Source organism: Mesorhizobium sp. M0587 (assembly GCF_040320945.1).
In the GTDB taxonomy this organism is placed as follows: Bacteria; Pseudomonadota; Alphaproteobacteria; order Rhizobiales; family Rhizobiaceae; genus Mesorhizobium.
The window spans coordinates 243,387-258,627 of sequence record NZ_JAMYQP010000002.1 but is presented as its reverse complement, the minus strand read 5'-3'; the positions used below and the strand labels follow the sequence as shown (position 1 = coordinate 258,627).

Genomic DNA, 15,241 nt, shown 5'->3' with positions numbered 1-15,241 from the left:
ACGAACCCGCCGCACCGAAACAGCTTGGTGCCACTCAGGAACGACGGGCGTCAAGGCATGACGGGAAGTGCCCAGGGCAACGACTCCGGGCAGCTGGCAGCACCGCCGGTGTTGGCCGTCTCGGGCCATTTGCCAACCTGAGTCGGAGCCGTGGGGAACTGCCCCCGCGAGGCTTGTCTGTCGTCAGGGCCGGTTGGTCACGCGGGTGCTGTCGCCGCGATCGGTCCTGTCGCGAGCATACTCGCCTGCATTGGCATCGAACCTCGTCCAGCCGCCGGCTTCGTATGTCCTGCGACGCTCCTTCAGGTCGACCGACCCGGACTGTCCAAGAATCTCCTCGGCGTTGAGAGCAAGCTCATCCTCCACCTTGGCGGTGACCAAGGTGCCGCCTCGGCGTACGCCCTCCGCATAGACGTGGGCATCGGTTTCGGGCACGCCCGATCCTGTCAGGCCGCCGACAATTCCACCGGCCGCGCCCCCCGCTACCGCACCGGCAACCGCGCCGGTGGCCGTGGCGGTAAGCCACCCGGCCGCGACCACGGGTCCGACGCCCGGAATGGCCATGACGCCCAACCCTGTCAGCAGTCCGCCGGCACCGCCGATCACGGCCCCTATTCCTGCGCCACTGGCAGCATCTTCAGCGGCTTCGGAACGATTTCCGTCGTACCAGCCATCGGCGTTGTTGGCGACGATGCTGATGTCCGACGCCGGGATTCCCGTCGCTTCCAGTTCACCGACCGCGTCGGCCGCATCGTCGTAATTGTCGAACAATCCAGTTACCGTTTTCATTTGATCTCTCCTTGCTCAGTTGCTGCTGGCGACGACGTTGCCCTGGTAGTCGAGCCCAACGGCGAAGCTTGCACCTGCCTTGCTCGCTTGGCCGCGCCAGATGCCCTGGTTGTCCTTCGTAAGCTTCGATACGTTGGAATAGCCCGCATCCTCGATGCGGCTCTTCGCCTGCGTCTCGGTGAAACTATTTGCGCCGGGGACGAGAGTGGCGGCGTTGGGAGTGTTCGTGGTCTTCACCGCGGGCGTTGTCGCTCCAGTGATGGAATCCTGCGCGGCGGCGATCTTTTCAATCATCTCCCTATGCAGCCTCAGCGTATCGACCGTCTGCTGGGCGAATGTCTTGAGGGCCGCGTTGTCGCCGTCCCGGGCATAGGTTTCGAACAGCTTGACGGCATCGGCGTGCGCCTTGCGCTGCATGTCGACATAGGCTGGATCAATTGGGCCTTGCGCCTTCTGAAGCTTGTCCAGATCGCCCTGGTGTTGGGCGTCGAGCGCCGCCGGCACTTTCAATTTTTGTTCGCCGGCAACCGCCTCCAGCTTGGCGTTGGCCGCGCCATGGTCACGAATCATCGTTCGCGCGAAATCCTTGACGCTTTGATCCTGAGCCTTGTCTTGGGCAATCTTGCTCGAATCCACTTCGAACTTGCCGCCCGCAGCGGCCTTATCGACGAAATCCTGCGCGCCGTCGGCAGCGAAAGCGGGCATTGCGAGAACAATGGAAGCAGCGGCGAATGAGGCAAGAAGGTGTCGCGTTTTCATTGGCTTTGTCCTGTCGGTGCGCGATTCCGCGGACCGCCCTAACAAGTCGAAAAGCCCTTTGTTCCGACACCGAGATGTGCCGGAGCGGACGGCCGCTGTGGGACAATTTGCCGGCTCCCGCCCTTCAGGACGAGAAGCCTTGCGACGTCGCCAAAAAGCTACTCGCAAGAAAAATATCTCGCGGCGGGAACAAATCCGCGGCTGCGCGATTGGAGGAGTGCTCTGCCGCGATGCGGCCGGTCTGCTTTCGCGGGGGGTGCCGTGCGTACAGGACATTTCAGAAAGCCAATTGTCATCCAGCCTGGCCGGATAGACCGCGACAGGGTCGTGGTTTCGGTGCCGGACGCAGCTCAAGTGCTGCTGCGCGACTGGCCGAAACCAGCATGCGCCAGGCGTCTCGCGGCAATCGAAGCGTGCCTTGCCGTCATGCGCGGCGAGAAACCGCCCAGGGTTGCACGACAAGCGTTCATTGTCGCGGCCAAGGACGCCAGAATCCTGCTCAGCGATCAGATCTAGATGGCCGAGTTCGCTCCGGCGGCATACGAAGATGCTCGGCATTCATTTCTCTGGAGATGATCATGGCCAAGGTTCCCAAATCCAGTCTTGCCGCGACCAGAGGTGAAATTCAGGCGGGCGCCACGCGCGACAAGACGCCAGGATTCGACCCTGCGGTGGCACCTCTTGAGACGGATGCCGAAGCGGCCGATACCCAGAACCCGATCGCGGATGAGAAACATACACGCCAGCCAAAATTCACGAACGATGCGACTTTCGCCAATGCGATGCGGCCGGTGGCGAGCGAGCCTGAACTTCAGCCCCGCAGCAATTGGCCGCTGCTGGTGATCGGAGTTGTCGTTCTGACGGCAGCCGCGGCCTTTTTGGCGGCAAGCATACTGCGCTGAAGCCTTCACGGCGGTGCGCCGAAACGGGACCGCCCAATCATCGGCCCTACCTGCCGGTTTGACCAGGACCGGGATTGCCCTTCATGCGCGGAAGCTCCGTCATCGGACGAAGCAGCCTTGGCCGTGCCGGATCGGAGATGTCGAGCATGTCCCAGGGAACGCGATACAAACCCTCGCCGCGGCGCAGACGAAAGAAATCGAGCACCGCCGTGCCGATGGCGGAAGCGGATAAACGCTCGAACGCGGCATAGACGCCGATATGGAATTCGGTCACGACGAGATCGTCGCCGTCCTGTTCGGCGTGTATCTCCTCGATATGACCGATGCTTTTGCCGCGCTGCGAGAGCACGCGGCGTCCTGCCAGATGTTCGAGGTTGACCGTGGTCATCATCAAGCTCCCGGGATGCGTCCGATGACATGATCGCGCAACCAGTCCTGCCAGGCGAAAATCGACGTCTCGCGGACATCGATATCGAATTGGATATCGACGCCGATATCTTGCACCTTGTTCCACGCTATCCGGTGCGGCTCGCCATGCCGCTTGCCGCCCAGCCTTGCCGCGAGTTGCGCCGTCCAGCGCCCGGGCCGCGCCCCAAGACGACGGGCCAGGGTGATGGCGCCGAGCTCGATCGCAACGATTCTGGGCGGCTTGCCTGGCCGCAATTCGGCGACCAGCCCGTCGACCTTGCCGATCTTGACCTGCTCGCGGTCGACCACTTGCTTGTCGAGGATATCGCGCAGCAAATCCATCATGTGCCTCCGAATATCTGCAAGGGAATGGTCACGACGGCGAGCACGAAACCGAGCGCGATGATGAAGATGACCGCGGCATTCGAGATGACGCCGTTGCGGTGCTCGCCGACATAGCGCTTGTCGTTCAGCAGGAAGAGGAAGGGAACCACGCTAAGCGGCAGGCTGGCGGCCGTCAGTGCCATGGAAAAGATGGTGAGCCGCAGCGGATCGAGGCCGAGCGCGATCGGAACGGCGGCGAGAAACGTCGACAAGGTGTAGACGCTGCTGAACCCCGGATTGTCGCGCGGCTTCTGGTTCTCGCCCCAGGTCCAGCCGAAACCCTGCGCCACCAGATAGGCTTGTTGCAGCCCGACTTCGAGCGCGGCGCCGAAGCAGGCGATGGCCAGCGAGGCGACGAACAGCACAAAGCCCCAGAAACCGAATATCGGAATCAGCATCAGCGGCAATTGATGATAATCGTCCACCTGATCGATGCCGTTCGTCGCGAGCACGAGAGCCGCCACGATCAGCACACTGACCGAGATCGTGCCACCGAAGGTCATACCCAATCCGGCTATGGCCCGATTGGCTCCAAGGTAGCTTTCGTCCCACTGGTCTTCGATCGCGCCCGAGGAATAGAACATGAACAGGTAGGGCGATATCGAGGCGCCGAGAATGCTGACTGCCATGAACCAGTAAGTGGCCGCGTCATGCGCCGGCAGAGTAGGCACAGCCCCCGTCGCGACCGCTCTCCAGTCGGGCTTCAGCATCACCGCCCCGACGACGAAACACAACGTCACCAGACCAAGGATCGATACGCCTTTCTCGATGAAGCCGAACGTGCCTTTCCACAGCAACAGCCATGCCAGAAAGGCCACCGGCAGAGCCCACCACTGGAAGCCAATGCCGGTGGCAAGTTCGAGCGCGATGGCAACGCCGCCAATCTCGGCGGACATCACCAGGAAATTGACAAGGAGGATTGCAACCAGCGGCCAAAGAAAGGCGGTGAAGCCAAATCTTTCCCGGATTCCGTCGGCGATGGTGTGATGGCTCACGGCGGCGAACCGTCCGGCCATCTCGACGAGAAAGATGATGCAGATGGTGCCGAGAACCACCGCCCAGATCAACTGAAAACCAAAGGCTGCACCCGCCTGGGCCGCCGTCGCCATCGATCCGACTTCAAGGAATCCGCCAACGCTGGTAACGACGCCGAGCGATATTTCCAACAGCTTCTTCATGGCTTCGGCGCGAAGTATCTGGCGTAGGCGGCGGCGAGCGAGCGCGAAGCTGCCCGAACATCTTGTTGCGCCTCTTGCACGTCCGGGCGACGGCCCGCCAGCACCCCTGCCCGAGCGCGCGCCACGGCGACCGACATGTCCTTGACCGCAGCCGCCAAGGCGGTTTGCTCGCCGAGTTCGGCAAATCCGGCCGATCGGATCTGCGCGTCGATGTCGGTAAGGGTGTTGCCGACCGATTGCAGTGTATCCGAAATGTATGCGGATGGTGCCGTCCCTGCCATCCAGCCATCGAGCGTCATGGAAACGGTCCGCGCCGCGGAGGCGGCAGTGCGTGATTGCTGCTCGATCGGGTCGGAGGGCGAGCATGCAGACGACACGGCCATGAGCAACAGCAGGACGGCGCAGTCGAGACCAAGATGACCGCCTCGAAAGGCTACAGCAGGCGTTCGGTGCGCCACGCGAATGGTCTCCCCCGCCACCTGAACGAAACAGTGTCAGGCGCGCCACATTGATTTAGAGCGCCCGGTGAGCCCGTCAAATCGAAGCCGCCAATCAGTGGTGGTCAGCTAAAAGCCGGCGGGGAGCTTTGTGGTACGGCCTGAAAGCCGCAGCGGAACAAAGCATCGATCGCCGGATTAAAAAGCACGAGGGAGGCGCCACTCTAAAGCGGCAAGCTCACAGCCGGACTGATGTACGGACGTCTGACAGGAAGGATACCCAATGCCTCGTCTCATCGCCTGGATAGTCATTGTGCTGATCGTGGTGTTCGCGGCCTGGCTGTGGTTCGGGCGCGAGCCGACCGGGAACGGCGGGAGCCAACCAGCCCCTCATGCAATAGACCAGAACGGCTAAGCCGGACGATCTGTTTCGGTGCCGGTTTGAGGATGGTCGATCCTGTACTCGCGGATCAGGCCGAGAATCTGGACTCTGACCGTCTCGCGCGCCTCGGGCTGGACGAAGGGCATCAGCCGTTCGACAGTATCCATGACCGCCTGCGGGAGGTCCGCAGCCGGATCGGTCAGCTGGCTGCCATGCTCATAGACATTCTCCGTCAGCTTCTTGTCGAGATCGGAAAAGAACCCCATCGTCGTACTCCGGACCGGTACTCTGCCCTTCAACAGCCGGACCTGCAGAAATGTTCCGCAGGAAACACCCGCATTCCAGCCCGGCTGGGACACCATGTCCGATGCACCGTAATCGGTACGACTTGCTGCCGGGCAATCGCGTCAGCGCAATGTTGTCTGGCCGGAATTGCCTCGCCTTGCTTTCGGCGGGATCAGTCGGCCGGCGTTGGCCCGCAACCCCCTGACGAACTCCTCCACATAGGGGAGTAGTTCGAAAAGCAGGATTACGATCATCACGCAAGCAATGTAGGTCACGGGCAGCTGCTGCGATTTCCAAACAATTTCGAAGCGTGCGGTTTCCGGCCCTGCCCCGAACAGGGCGAGAAACTGGCCCCAATGAAGCGAAACGACGCTGACCAGCCCCATCAGCGGGATCATTTCCAGGAAGCTGTGAACATGCTGTTCGACCGGCGCGACGGTGCGCGCCGTCGTGGCGTAGCGCACGTCCCATATCGCCGTCGCCTCATGGACGAAGAAGGCGACGATCATGACGGCGATCACCAAGGCATTCACGTCGAGGAACATGGCGGCCAACAAGGGTATTCCCACTTCGGCGAACATCAGCAGGTGGATCAGGGATTCCTTGGCGCCGGTCGTCGATTCGATATGGGAGGCTCGATGACAAAGCCAGTCGGCAAATCCGGCTGCCAACCAGACCGGCAGCACGAAATACATCAGGATCAGCACGGTAGGATCGGACAGCATCTTCCCCTCTTCGCATCGGTGGGCCGGGAGCCACTCCCTGTCGGAGCTGGCCCTGTTGCTATCGAGCCGCTGCCTATGGCTGCCGCGGCATCTCGGTATTTTCGTTCGGATTTTTCTTGATGCCGGCGGCCGGCGAAGTGTCCTGCGGGGCGTTGCCGCCCTGGTTCTGCTCGGGCGCCCGTTTCAATGGCGAGGTGCGCCAGCCCATGTCGGCATAGAGGAAGCCTATCAGAAAGCCGATGATGACGATTGCCGCTATCACCAGCGAAATCACTGCGTTGCGTCGCTCCATTGCCCGCCTCCTTCCCTTGCCGAACAGCCAATCATGAAAATAGTTCCACAAGCGGACCGCGATCGGTGCCGCCGAACCTTGGAGATTGACGCCGGTCGGAATTGATCACGCGATGTCCCGAATTCACGGACGCGCGGGAACAATCAAGGGCGGGCCGGGTTCGGTATCCGTGCTTGCGAGGACGCCGTCCATGAAACCCGCCGTAGCCGATCGCATCGAAACGAAGAAATACGATCACCCGACAGGAGGATGGGGATCGCTGAGGTCATTGGTCCGCAAGGCATATGGCGAAGGCCTGCTTCTATCGGGAATATGGAGCACGCTGCTCAAGCAGAACAAGGCTGATGGCTATATGTGCGTTTCATGCTCGTGGGCGAAGCCGGCCGAGCCGAGGCCCTTCGAATTTTGCGAGAACGGCGCGAAGGCTACCATCTGGGATCAGACCAAGCTGCGCTGCGGCCCCGATTTCTTCGCCCAACATACGGTCACGGAGCTGCTCGACTGGCCGGACCGCGACCTGGAAAAGCAGGGCAGACTTACGGATCCCTTGCGCTACAACGCCATCACCGACCGGTACGAGCCGGTTTCCTGGGATGACGCCTTTGGCGAGATCGGGATGGAGCTTCGGCGGCTCGATCCGAAGTCGGTCGTTTTCTACACGTCCGGCCGGGCCTCGCTGGAAGCCTCTTTCATGTATCAGCTCTTCGCGCGCATCTACGGGTCGTCGAACCTGCCGGACTCGTCCAACATGTGTCATGAATCCACCTCGGTCGGCCTTCCCGAATCGATCGGCTCGCCCGTTGGAACCGTGCAGCTCGACGATTTCTCCAAATGCGACATGATGTTCTTCTTCGGCCACAACACCGGGGTGACGGCGCCGCGGCTGCTGCATCCGTTGCAGGACGCGCGTCAGCGCGGAGTGCCGGTATTCACCTTCAACCCGTTGCCGGAGCGAGGGCTGAAGCGGTTCAAGAATCCGCAGGATCCAGTTGAGATGCTGTCGCCCGGCCCCGGCACCAAGATGTCGAGCGATTTCTTCCAGATCCGCGCCGGCGGCGACATCGCCGCCATGACCGGCATTGCCAAGGCGGTACTGGCACTCGACGACGCTGCGAGGAACCTCGGCGCCCCGCGTGTTCTCGACACCGATTTCATTGCGGAGCACACGCACGGCTTCGCCGAATTCGAGGGCTACCTGCGCGCCACCAGTTGGAAGGACATCGTTCAACGGTCTGGCATCGCGCGGACAGATCTGGAGCACGTCGCTGAAGTCTATGGCCGTTCGGACGCGGTGATCGGCAATTACGGCATGGGTCTGACGCAGCATCGGCATGGCACCGAGAACGTCCAGATGCTGTGCAATCTCCTGCTGATGCGCGGCAATATTGGTAAGCCCGGCGCCGGCATTTCGCCGCTGCGCGGCCATTCCAACGTTCAGGGCCAGCGCACCGTCGGCATATCCGAAAAACCCGAACTCGTTCCGCTCGACAAGTTCGCCGAATTCTATGCTTTCGAGCCGCCGCGCGAGAAAGGCCTGGACACGGTCGAGACTTGTGAAGGCGTGATCGCCGGCTCGGTGAAGGGGTTTGTTGGCCTGGGCGGCAATTTCACGCGTGCCGTGCCCGAAACCGGCCTGGTCGAGAAGGCATGGCGCGGACTTGGCCTGCATGTCGAGATCGCGACCAAACTCAATCGAAGTCATCTCCTGCCGGGAGCAGTCACCTATCTGCTGCCCTGCCTGTCACGGCTGGAAAGAGATCATCAGGCTAGCGGCGATCAAACGGTTTCCATCGAAGACTCCACTGCCTGCATCCATGGCTCCTTCGGCTCGCGTCCCCCCGCTTCGCCCAATCTGCTGTCAGAGCCGATGATCGTTGCGGAACTGGCCAAGACCACGGTGCCGGGCATGAGCTCGATCCCGTGGGATGACTGGGTCGCCGACTATTCTCGCATTCGCGACGAAATCGAGCGTTGCTATCCGCAGCATTTTCGACAGTTCAACAGGCGGTTTCTTACCCCCGGAGGGTTCCACCGCGATATCAAGGCATCGAAACGCGTTTGGGAGACCCCCAACAAGAAGGCCAATTTCAAGCTGCCGACGACACTTGAGGCAAATCCCGATATCGATGTCACTGGCAGCAATGTGCTGACGCTGATCACGGTGCGTTCGAACGACCAGTTCAACACCACCGTCTATGGTTATGATGACAGGTTACGCGGCATCCACGGCACCCGCATGGTGTTGCTGATGAATGAGGCGGACATCCAGCGGTTCGGGCTGAGCGCCGGGCAGGAGGTCGATCTCGAAACCCATGCCGATGACGGCGTGGAGCGTCGCGTGCGGGGCCTACGCGTCACGCCTTATTCGGTGCCGGAGGGCAATTGCGCCGGTTATTATCCGGAACTCAATCCCCTGGTTCCGCTGTGGCATCGGGCCAAGAAGGCTCACGTTCCAGCGGCCAAGTCGGTTCCAGTCAGAATTGTCAGCCAGGCAAGCCGAGTTCAAAGGGCAGGCGCAGGCCGCGCCTCGATGTCGCCAACCAGATGATTGAAATGGGCGATCGATAATCGCGCCTTTGACGGTATCCCGCCCCGAAAAGACGGTCCGAAGCGGCTGTTCGAAAATAACAGAAAACCGCGACTGAAACTAACCGCCAGAAGGCTTGGGAGATGCCGGTTGGCTTGGTTGGGTGCCCTGCTGATCCCCGCCGGTCGTGGTCTGCGGGGTTGGATTCGTGTCTGTCGTCGGGTTTTTGTCGACCGGCTGGCTGTTCGTCGTATCGGTCTTGGACTTGACCGGATCGGCGTTGTTGTTGCACCCAGCCAGGGAGATCAGAGCCGTCAGCGCAAACAAAGCCGCTCTCATCCCGGTCCTCCTTGGTCGGATGCCGGCAACGCAGCGTGCCAGTGCCCTTTCCGGTCGAATCGCACCGAAAGGCCCTGTTTGAAGGCGCTCCGGGCCAACATGTTGTCCAGTTCGGTATCCTCGACCGGGCTCCGCACCACTTCCCGAATGGCCTTGCAGGCCAATTCCGTCGAGACGAAATCGTATCTTCTGCTTCTGGCGAGAACGTATTGTTCCACCAGCATCTTCACGCGCCTGAGCGCGATTTCTTCGGCGTATTGCATTCTGTTGCTCCTGCGCGCCGAACTGCCGGACCCGCGGGTTGTTCCCGCTCGAACCAGAAAACCTGCCGCGCTGGAGTGACAAAGCTGCCCGCGCTATCCCTGGCACCGCAAACAACGCCATCGACAGCGTCGTTGACGGCTGCGGAACTTTCGACAGTGCCGGCGATTGACCTTCGGAACATCCACGGGCCAGAGGAGATATCGTCATGGTCAACGACAACTCCACATCCAAACCCGCCATCCGCTCGCCGAGTGCCGGCGGCCTGCCGCATCCAAAACGGGATGCCAGCGATACGGATGCAGGTGCAAAACCGCCAACGCCAAAGACCGCCGGAGCGCCCCGGCCATCAACCGTTCCGCTCGACAATCCCGTGACCAACCGCAACGCCGGCGCGCGGCGTCAGTCGGGCACCACACCGCGGCCTACCGACAAGCCAGTGGATTGAGCGGCTACCCTTGGGATAATGGCGGGATAAAGGCCTTGCGAGGCGGCGCGAGGAGATCGGCCACCGTGGCCAGAATGGCGGCTTCGATTGCGGGCTTCGGCACGTACTTGCAGTCGTGGAATGGGGCCGGAACGTCTCGCTCTCCGAATCCGGTCATGAACGCGAAAGGAATGCCGCGCGCCCGCAATGTCTCCGCGATCGGCAGACTTGTTTCATTGTTCAACTGAATATCCAGCAATGCCACGTCGATTTTATCTGTGTCGACGAGTTCGAGGGCCGCGATTACAGACGGGACCGGGCCGACCACCTGGTAGCCTGCGGCGCGCAGGCCAGCCGCGGTATCCTCCGCGATCAGCCATTCGTCCTCGACGATCAGAACGCGCGGACTATCGTTCACGACCCCTCCTTGTGATTTGCCGGGAACAGGATCTCGACGCTGAGACCATCCTTAAGGAAGGCCGTCTCGACCTTGCCGCCAAGCCTGTAGCCGATCTCCCCTTGCAACAGGGTCAGGCCGAAGCCGGTGCTCGCGGGTTCCTTGACAGCGGGGCCGTCTTTCTCCCGCCAAGCGAGCGTGAACACGTCATCGTCACTCGACCACTTCACGACCACCTTGCCCCGAGGCTTGGACAGAGCGCCATATTTGGCCGCATTGGTGGCCAGTTCATGGATGGCCATACTGAGGGAAAGCCCCTGCTGCGGGCCAAGTTTCACCTCTTCGCCTTCGAGTTCGAACCGGTCGATACCAAACGGTTCGATTTCCTGGTGAAGCAACTTCTTGACCGAGGCTTCCTTCCAGCGTTCCCGGGACAGCAGGCCGTAGGCCCGTGACATGGCATGTAGGCGGCCGATAAGCGCCTGTGCGAACTCCTCTTTCGTTTCCGAACTTTCCCGGGTGCGATTGGCGATGCTGACGATGACCGCCAGCATGTTCTTGACCCGATGGTTGAGCTCCGAGATGAGCACTTGCTGATGCTCTTCCGCCTGCGCCAGGACGGTCACGTCGACCAATGTCACCACCACGCCCTGGATCCTGTTGCTCTTATCCCGATAGGGATTGATGTGGACCATGTGGAACCGGCCCTTGGTATCGCGCGCGAGGTGATGGTTCAGGGTCTCGCCTGTCTCGAATACCTTGTCGATATGCGGCTTCAACTGGGGATAGTCGAGTTGGCTCGACAGATCCGTCAACGGACGGCCGACGTCGGAGGGACGCAGGCTGAAGAAGGACGAAGCCGCCGGGGTGAAGGTCCGCACCACCAGATTGCGGTCGAGGAAAATGGTTGCGATCTCAGTGCTCTCGAACAGATTGCGCAGATCGCTGTTAGCGTGATCGAGTTCCTCTATCTTGCTGGTCAACTCCGCATTGATGGTGTTGAGCTCCTCGTTGAGCGACTGCATCTCCTCCTTCGAGGCTTCAAGCTCTTCATTGGTGGATTGCGCCTCCTCATTGACCGAGACAAGTTCCTCGTTCGACGACTTCACCTCCTCCAGAGCGGTCTCGTATTCCTCGATCGTCGATTGCAGGCGCTCTCTTGTGTCGCGCAACTCCCGTTCGAGATCGGCTGTGCTGTCGCTTTCACGGCTCTCGCCATCCATGCCGGACCGGGCCTGCACTGGGCCTGACGGTTCGAACAGGACGAGATAAAGCGGTTCACCATTGTCGCGCTCCGCCAGCGGCTCGATCGTGAGCTTGATCGGCTGGACCCGTTCGCCGTCCTCCTCGACGGTGAGGTTTTCCCGCACGACGGTACGGCGTGTCGTCGTCGCTTCCCTGAGCGCGGCGCGCAGGTCGAGCCTTAGCCCACGGCGCGCCATGGTCAGCAACTGCCGGCTGGGTATGCCTTGCGGTGCTTCGAGATATCTGCCGGTGCGGGCGGAATAATAAACGACGTCGCCATCGCCATTGACCAGTACATGCGGTGGCGCGAAACGCTCGAGCACCTGCGCCTCGACTGCCTGGCGAAGCGGATAGCCAGGCGCTCCCTTCCTGGCGCCGGTACTTTCGTGCGGGAAGGCGCCCGACCGGCCATCGCCGATCAGCACCGGCAGTCTGACATGCGGCGACGCGTGTTCGCGCGCCTGGAAGATGCGATGTTTCTTGTCGACAGTGGCGAACAGATCATCGTGCTGGCCGACGCTTTCGGATGTGCCGAGGAAAAGATAGCCGCCGGGTTTCAGTGCGTAATGGAAAACGGGGATTACGCGATTTTGGATGCCTGTGCCGAAGTAGATCAGCAGGTTGCGGCATGAGACCAGATCCATGCGCGAGAAGGGTGGATCGCGAATGACGCTGTGAGGCGAAAAGATGCACAGCTCCCGAATTTCATTGCTGAGCACATAGCTCTCGCCATCATTGTTGAAGAATCGCTCCCGGCGTTCGGGTGAAAGACCTTTCAGCAAGGCCTCGGGATAACGTGCGGCGCGCGCCACCGCCAGCGCCGGTTCGTCTATATCGGTAGCAAATATCTGGACGCGCGGTGCCGCCGGAAGCTTCTCCATATGCTCGCGCAACAGCATGCCGATGGAGAACACCTCCTCGCCGGTGGCACATCCGGGCACCCAGACCCTGACGGCATCGCTGGCGTCCTTGCCTTCGAAAAGCTGCGGTACGATCAGGTTCTCCAGCACTGCGAAGGCCTCGGGATCGCGGAAGAAATTAGTGACGTTGATCAGCAGGTCGCGCAACAGGTTCATCACCTCGCGAGGATCCTCCTTCAGCCATTTGATATAGACGCTGATCGACTGAAGCTGAGCGATCTGCATGCGCCGCTTTATGCGACGCAGGAATGTCCTGGTCTTGTAGCCGGAGAAATCATGGCCCGAGCGGCTGCGCAATATGCCGTAGATTTCGTCGCGGACCTTGTTCAGCTCCGCCGTTTCGTCACTGTCATCGTCCGCCAGACCGTTCAGCGTGTCGAAGCTGCGGGCGAATGCGTCCAGCTTCGCCCCGATCTCCTCGGCGGGCACCGCTATATCGACGAGCCCGCTGGAAATCGCGCTCTGCGGCATGTCGGGGTTGCGCGGACCGTAGCCGTCGGACATTTGGGCGACGGTGAGCCCGCCCCGCTCCTTGATCGCCTTGGCCCCTAACGTGCCGTCGGAATCCCCCCCGGACAAGATGACGCCGACAGCGTACTCGCCCTGGTCCTCGGCAAGCGCACTGAAGAAGATATCTATGGGTTTGCGCTCCTGGCTGAACCCATTGGGCCGCCGCAGGTGCAGAACACCCCTGTCGATGGTCAGAACGACGTTCTGCGGCATCACATAGACATGGTTCGGTTGAACGGTCATGCCGTCCTCGATCACCGCAACCGGCATTGCCGTGTAGCGCCTGACAACCTCATGCAGCAGGCTTTCCCGTTTGGGGCTGAGATGCGTGATGATGACGAATGCCATGCCGGGTTGACCGGTCACTCCCTTGAACAGACCCTCCATGGCGGGAATCCCACCAGCGGACGCGCCTATTCCCGCGATGGGAAATCTCTTCAACTGCGTTGTCACGGCATGCCCCCGCTCTCGGCCAGCCCGAACACGGAATCCTCTCAAGGACCCGGCTGGACAGGACATGAGGATATAGCGCGCGGGAGAGGCGGAACAAGTCGGTGGGGATGACGTTAATCCGGTGCCCATGGTGTTCCAATGACAAGACGTCCTTCTGAAATAAGGCTCGGGACGCAAACCACGTCAGCCTCGCCGGAATTGCTCGACCATTCCGATACGGGACCCGTGCCGGACCGGATGCTGGTGCTTGCGAAACGCCTGCAGGTCGCGGTGGATGACAGATGTCGGCAAGCTCGGGCTGTCCATGCTAAATCCCGATCGAAGAAAGGATGACGAGATGCACGATCTCCGGGGTGTGCATATTCTGATCGTCGAGGACGAATGGATGCTGGCAGGCGATCTTGCGCGATATTTCAGCAATATGGGCGCTATCGTACTTGGTCCCGCGGCGACGATCGAACAGGCATCCGTTCACACCGAGGCGGCGGAGGCTGCAATCCTCGACGTCAATCTCAATGGCCGTCGGGTATTTCCGATCGCCGACGAGCTGATGCGTCGCGGCGTGCCGTTCGTGTTCTTTAGCGGCGATAGCGATATCGCCATTCCCCAGCATCTTCGCTATGCCAGCAATTTGCGAAAGTCCTCTGGCGGCCAGGCTGTATTCAATGCCCTTTTCCCGACGCAAACGTCGGGCCGGGTGGCCGGCCCCGCGCCAAATTCGTCTGACGACGTGTTTTCGCTTTTGCCCAAACTGCGGCTTGCGGCGCGCCTTTTGCTCGGAGACGTCGATGCCTCGGACCGGCTGGTCGAAAGGACGCTCGAGCGAGCGATCCAGGACATTGACCGCAGGCAGGCCGGCTTGTCGACCGAAGACTGGCTCAACGGCATCATGAGGGACGTGGCGAAATCCAGCGGCGCAAACCTCTTGCATTGAGTTTCACCTTCCGAGCCGAAGCTCCCTTGGCTGAAACGACCAAGCCCACTGCGCCATGAACCTGCCCGTGGCGTAGCTGCCCTGCTGCGAGCAAGCAGGACGTCATCAAGACCAGTTCGGCCGGTTGGCGGCCTGCTCCGATAGCTGTAAATCCAGTTCAAGGCCGAAGCGCTTGGGTCATCAATTGTTCCACCGCATCGCAAACATTTCGCAAGCCCGGCAGCCTGCCTGATCAACTCTTCTGGTTACGCTCGACGAACTTGTTGAAACGGCTGGCTTTCCCGCCGCCGGTCTCGTCCTGGTAAAGAAAAGCCAGGTCGTTCTCATCGAATATCCGGAAGAATTCATCCCATTCAATGGGCTCGAATGCCTCCTCGGGCGCGCCAAAGTCGATCCGCAGGATGCCGCCCTCGCCCTTGGTCCGTACCACTGCCGGCCTGCCTTCCCGCTCCTCGGCCCATTTGCGTATCTCGTCGTGATTGGTGGTCGTCCGTGATTGCGACATCGAAATCTCCTCTCGGTCTCGGTCTTCGCCAATTCGGCGGCGGCAAATCGTGCTTCCTAACAGCACGGAAGCAGCAATGTTCCCGAACGGCGGGGCTGGTCGAGGGGCGTTTTCCTGCTCCTGGAAGACATCAGCCGAGGAACTTTGTTGAAGCGCGGGAACAAACCTTTTGCCAAAAAGTT

The 15,241-nt window shown here is 61.0% G+C and carries 20 protein-coding genes; 6 read left to right on the top strand and 14 right to left on the bottom strand.

The window, feature by feature from the left end:
- Nucleotides 1–183: 183 nt before the first annotated feature.
- Both NKI49_RS02955 and NKI49_RS02950 read right to left on the bottom strand, forming a co-directional pair.
- Nucleotides 184–789, bottom strand: a complete 606-nt coding sequence (locus NKI49_RS02955) for a general stress protein (RefSeq protein WP_352598418.1) — start codon at nt 787–789, stop codon at nt 184–186.
- 15 nt (nt 790–804) lie between these two features.
- A complete protein-coding gene (locus NKI49_RS02950; RefSeq protein WP_352598652.1) occupies nt 805–1,548 on the bottom strand; it encodes a DUF4142 domain-containing protein in 744 nt (247 codons plus the stop codon).
- 261 nt (nt 1,549–1,809) lie between these two features.
- On the opposite strand from NKI49_RS02950, the gene NKI49_RS02945 reads away from it, so the two are divergent.
- The gene (locus NKI49_RS02945) at nt 1,810–2,064 is read left to right on the top strand and encodes a DUF982 domain-containing protein (protein ID WP_352695523.1); all 255 of its coding nucleotides are present in this window, start codon (nt 1,810–1,812) and stop codon (nt 2,062–2,064) included.
- A 62-nt stretch (nt 2,065–2,126) separates the two neighbouring features.
- Entirely contained in the window at nt 2,127–2,450 is a 324-nt protein-coding gene (locus NKI49_RS02940) for a hypothetical protein (protein WP_352598419.1), read from the top strand.
- A gap of 46 nt (nt 2,451–2,496) precedes the next feature.
- On the opposite strand, the gene NKI49_RS02935 is transcribed toward NKI49_RS02940, so the two are convergent.
- From NKI49_RS02935 to NKI49_RS02920, 4 genes are read right to left on the bottom strand one after another with little or no spacing between them, the layout of a single operon-like run.
- Entirely contained in the window at nt 2,497–2,838 is a 342-nt protein-coding gene (locus NKI49_RS02935) for a hypothetical protein (RefSeq protein WP_352598420.1), read from the bottom strand.
- 2 nt (nt 2,839–2,840) lie between these two features.
- On the bottom strand, nt 2,841–3,200 hold the full coding sequence (locus NKI49_RS02930; RefSeq protein ID WP_352598421.1) for a hypothetical protein: 360 nt from the start codon (nt 3,198–3,200) through the stop codon (nt 2,841–2,843).
- Nucleotides 3,200–4,420 carry an NRAMP family divalent metal transporter gene (locus NKI49_RS02925; protein ID WP_352598422.1) on the bottom strand — a complete coding sequence of 407 codons (1,221 nt, stop codon included), beginning with the start codon at nt 4,418–4,420 and terminating at the stop codon, nt 3,200–3,202. The genes NKI49_RS02930 and NKI49_RS02925 overlap by 1 nt, the downstream gene beginning before the upstream one ends.
- The gene (locus tag NKI49_RS02920) at nt 4,417–4,719 is read right to left on the bottom strand and encodes a hypothetical protein (protein WP_352598423.1); all 303 of its coding nucleotides are present in this window, start codon (nt 4,717–4,719) and stop codon (nt 4,417–4,419) included. The genes NKI49_RS02925 and NKI49_RS02920 overlap by 4 nt, the downstream gene beginning before the upstream one ends.
- 421 nt (nt 4,720–5,140) lie before the next feature.
- Here NKI49_RS02920 and NKI49_RS02915 point away from each other — a divergent pair, with 421 nt between their 5' ends.
- Nucleotides 5,141–5,272 (top strand): hypothetical protein, encoded by a 132-nt coding sequence (locus tag NKI49_RS02915; protein WP_352598424.1) that lies wholly within the window; start codon nt 5,141–5,143, stop codon nt 5,270–5,272.
- Here NKI49_RS02915 and NKI49_RS02910 read toward each other — a convergent pair.
- The 3 genes from NKI49_RS02910 to NKI49_RS02900 all read right to left on the bottom strand — a co-directional run bounded on the left by NKI49_RS02910 (nt 5,269) and on the right by NKI49_RS02900 (nt 6,541).
- On the bottom strand, nt 5,269–5,505 hold the full coding sequence (locus NKI49_RS02910; RefSeq protein WP_352598425.1) for a hypothetical protein: 237 nt from the start codon (nt 5,503–5,505) through the stop codon (nt 5,269–5,271). The two genes, NKI49_RS02915 and NKI49_RS02910, sit on opposite strands and share 4 nt — an antisense overlap.
- Nucleotides 5,506–5,646: 141 nt before the next feature.
- Nucleotides 5,647–6,249 carry a diguanylate cyclase gene (locus NKI49_RS02905; protein ID WP_352598426.1) on the bottom strand — a complete coding sequence of 201 codons (603 nt, stop codon included), beginning with the start codon at nt 6,247–6,249 and terminating at the stop codon, nt 5,647–5,649.
- Nucleotides 6,250–6,322: 73 nt separating this feature from the next.
- Nucleotides 6,323–6,541: a hypothetical protein gene (locus NKI49_RS02900; protein ID WP_352598427.1), complete on the bottom strand. Its 219-nt coding sequence runs from the start codon at nt 6,539–6,541 to the stop codon at nt 6,323–6,325.
- Between the two features lie 190 nt (nt 6,542–6,731).
- On the opposite strand from NKI49_RS02900, the gene NKI49_RS02895 reads away from it, so the two are divergent.
- Complete coding sequence (locus NKI49_RS02895; RefSeq protein WP_352598428.1) at nt 6,732–9,089, top strand: FdhF/YdeP family oxidoreductase; 2,358 nt, start codon at nt 6,732–6,734, stop codon at nt 9,087–9,089.
- Between the two features lie 99 nt (nt 9,090–9,188).
- On the opposite strand, the gene NKI49_RS02890 is transcribed toward NKI49_RS02895, so the two are convergent.
- Together NKI49_RS02890 and NKI49_RS02885 are read right to left on the bottom strand one after the other, a co-directional pair.
- Nucleotides 9,189–9,407 (bottom strand): hypothetical protein, encoded by a 219-nt coding sequence (locus NKI49_RS02890; protein ID WP_352598429.1) that lies wholly within the window; start codon nt 9,405–9,407, stop codon nt 9,189–9,191.
- The gene (locus NKI49_RS02885) at nt 9,404–9,670 is read right to left on the bottom strand and encodes a hypothetical protein (RefSeq protein WP_352598430.1); all 267 of its coding nucleotides are present in this window, start codon (nt 9,668–9,670) and stop codon (nt 9,404–9,406) included. Before NKI49_RS02885 ends, NKI49_RS02890 begins: the two co-directional genes overlap by 4 nt.
- 206 nt (nt 9,671–9,876) lie before the next feature.
- On the opposite strand from NKI49_RS02885, the gene NKI49_RS02880 reads away from it, so the two are divergent.
- Nucleotides 9,877–10,116, top strand: coding sequence for a hypothetical protein (locus tag NKI49_RS02880; RefSeq protein WP_352598431.1), 240 nt, complete (start codon nt 9,877–9,879; stop codon nt 10,114–10,116).
- Between the two features lie 4 nt (nt 10,117–10,120).
- On the opposite strand, the gene NKI49_RS02875 is transcribed toward NKI49_RS02880, so the two are convergent.
- Together NKI49_RS02875 and NKI49_RS02870 are read right to left on the bottom strand one after the other, a co-directional pair.
- Nucleotides 10,121–10,513, bottom strand: a complete 393-nt coding sequence (locus NKI49_RS02875) for a response regulator (RefSeq protein ID WP_352598432.1) — start codon at nt 10,511–10,513, stop codon at nt 10,121–10,123.
- Nucleotides 10,510–13,620: a CheR family methyltransferase gene (locus NKI49_RS02870; RefSeq protein ID WP_352598433.1), complete on the bottom strand. Its 3,111-nt coding sequence runs from the start codon at nt 13,618–13,620 to the stop codon at nt 10,510–10,512. Before NKI49_RS02870 ends, NKI49_RS02875 begins: the two co-directional genes overlap by 4 nt.
- 274 nt (nt 13,621–13,894) lie before the next feature.
- On the opposite strand from NKI49_RS02870, the gene NKI49_RS33345 reads away from it, so the two are divergent.
- Nucleotides 13,895–14,554 carry a response regulator gene (locus NKI49_RS33345; protein WP_352598434.1) on the top strand — a complete coding sequence of 220 codons (660 nt, stop codon included), beginning with the start codon at nt 13,895–13,897 and terminating at the stop codon, nt 14,552–14,554.
- 232 nt (nt 14,555–14,786) lie between these two features.
- Here the strand turns inward: NKI49_RS33345 and NKI49_RS02860 are convergent, their stop codons facing one another.
- Nucleotides 14,787–15,059 (bottom strand): hypothetical protein, encoded by a 273-nt coding sequence (locus tag NKI49_RS02860; RefSeq protein WP_352598436.1) that lies wholly within the window; start codon nt 15,057–15,059, stop codon nt 14,787–14,789.
- Between the last annotated feature and the right edge of the window lie 182 nt (nt 15,060–15,241).

Bases quoted from the DNA above. Each gene is read 5' to 3' on its own strand.
- NKI49_RS02955 (WP_352598418.1), bottom strand. From the start codon at position 789: ATGAAAACGGTAACTGGATTGTTCGACAATTACGACGATGCGGCCGAC.
- NKI49_RS02950 (WP_352598652.1), bottom strand. From the start codon at position 1,548: ATGAAAACGCGACACCTTCTTGCCTCATTCGCCGCTGCTTCCATTGTT.
- NKI49_RS02940 (WP_352598419.1), top strand. From the start codon at position 2,127: ATGGCCAAGGTTCCCAAATCCAGTCTTGCCGCGACCAGAGGTGAAATT.
- NKI49_RS02935 (WP_352598420.1), bottom strand. From the start codon at position 2,838: ATGACCACGGTCAACCTCGAACATCTGGCAGGACGCCGCGTGCTCTCG.
- NKI49_RS02930 (WP_352598421.1), bottom strand. From the start codon at position 3,200: ATGGATTTGCTGCGCGATATCCTCGACAAGCAAGTGGTCGACCGCGAG.
- NKI49_RS02925 (WP_352598422.1), bottom strand. From the start codon at position 4,420: ATGAAGAAGCTGTTGGAAATATCGCTCGGCGTCGTTACCAGCGTTGGC.
- NKI49_RS02920 (WP_352598423.1), bottom strand. From the start codon at position 4,719: ATGACGCTCGATGGCTGGATGGCAGGGACGGCACCATCCGCATACATT.
- NKI49_RS02915 (WP_352598424.1), top strand. From the start codon at position 5,141: ATGCCTCGTCTCATCGCCTGGATAGTCATTGTGCTGATCGTGGTGTTC.
- NKI49_RS02910 (WP_352598425.1), bottom strand. From the start codon at position 5,505: ATGGGGTTCTTTTCCGATCTCGACAAGAAGCTGACGGAGAATGTCTAT.
- NKI49_RS02905 (WP_352598426.1), bottom strand. From the start codon at position 6,249: ATGCTGTCCGATCCTACCGTGCTGATCCTGATGTATTTCGTGCTGCCG.
- NKI49_RS02900 (WP_352598427.1), bottom strand. From the start codon at position 6,541: ATGGAGCGACGCAACGCAGTGATTTCGCTGGTGATAGCGGCAATCGTC.
- NKI49_RS02895 (WP_352598428.1), top strand. From the start codon at position 6,732: ATGAAACCCGCCGTAGCCGATCGCATCGAAACGAAGAAATACGATCAC.
- NKI49_RS02890 (WP_352598429.1), bottom strand. From the start codon at position 9,407: ATGAGAGCGGCTTTGTTTGCGCTGACGGCTCTGATCTCCCTGGCTGGG.
- NKI49_RS02885 (WP_352598430.1), bottom strand. From the start codon at position 9,670: ATGCAATACGCCGAAGAAATCGCGCTCAGGCGCGTGAAGATGCTGGTG.
- NKI49_RS02880 (WP_352598431.1), top strand. From the start codon at position 9,877: ATGGTCAACGACAACTCCACATCCAAACCCGCCATCCGCTCGCCGAGT.
- NKI49_RS33345 (WP_352598434.1), top strand. From the start codon at position 13,895: ATGACAGATGTCGGCAAGCTCGGGCTGTCCATGCTAAATCCCGATCGA.
- NKI49_RS02860 (WP_352598436.1), bottom strand. From the start codon at position 15,059: ATGTCGCAATCACGGACGACCACCAATCACGACGAGATACGCAAATGG.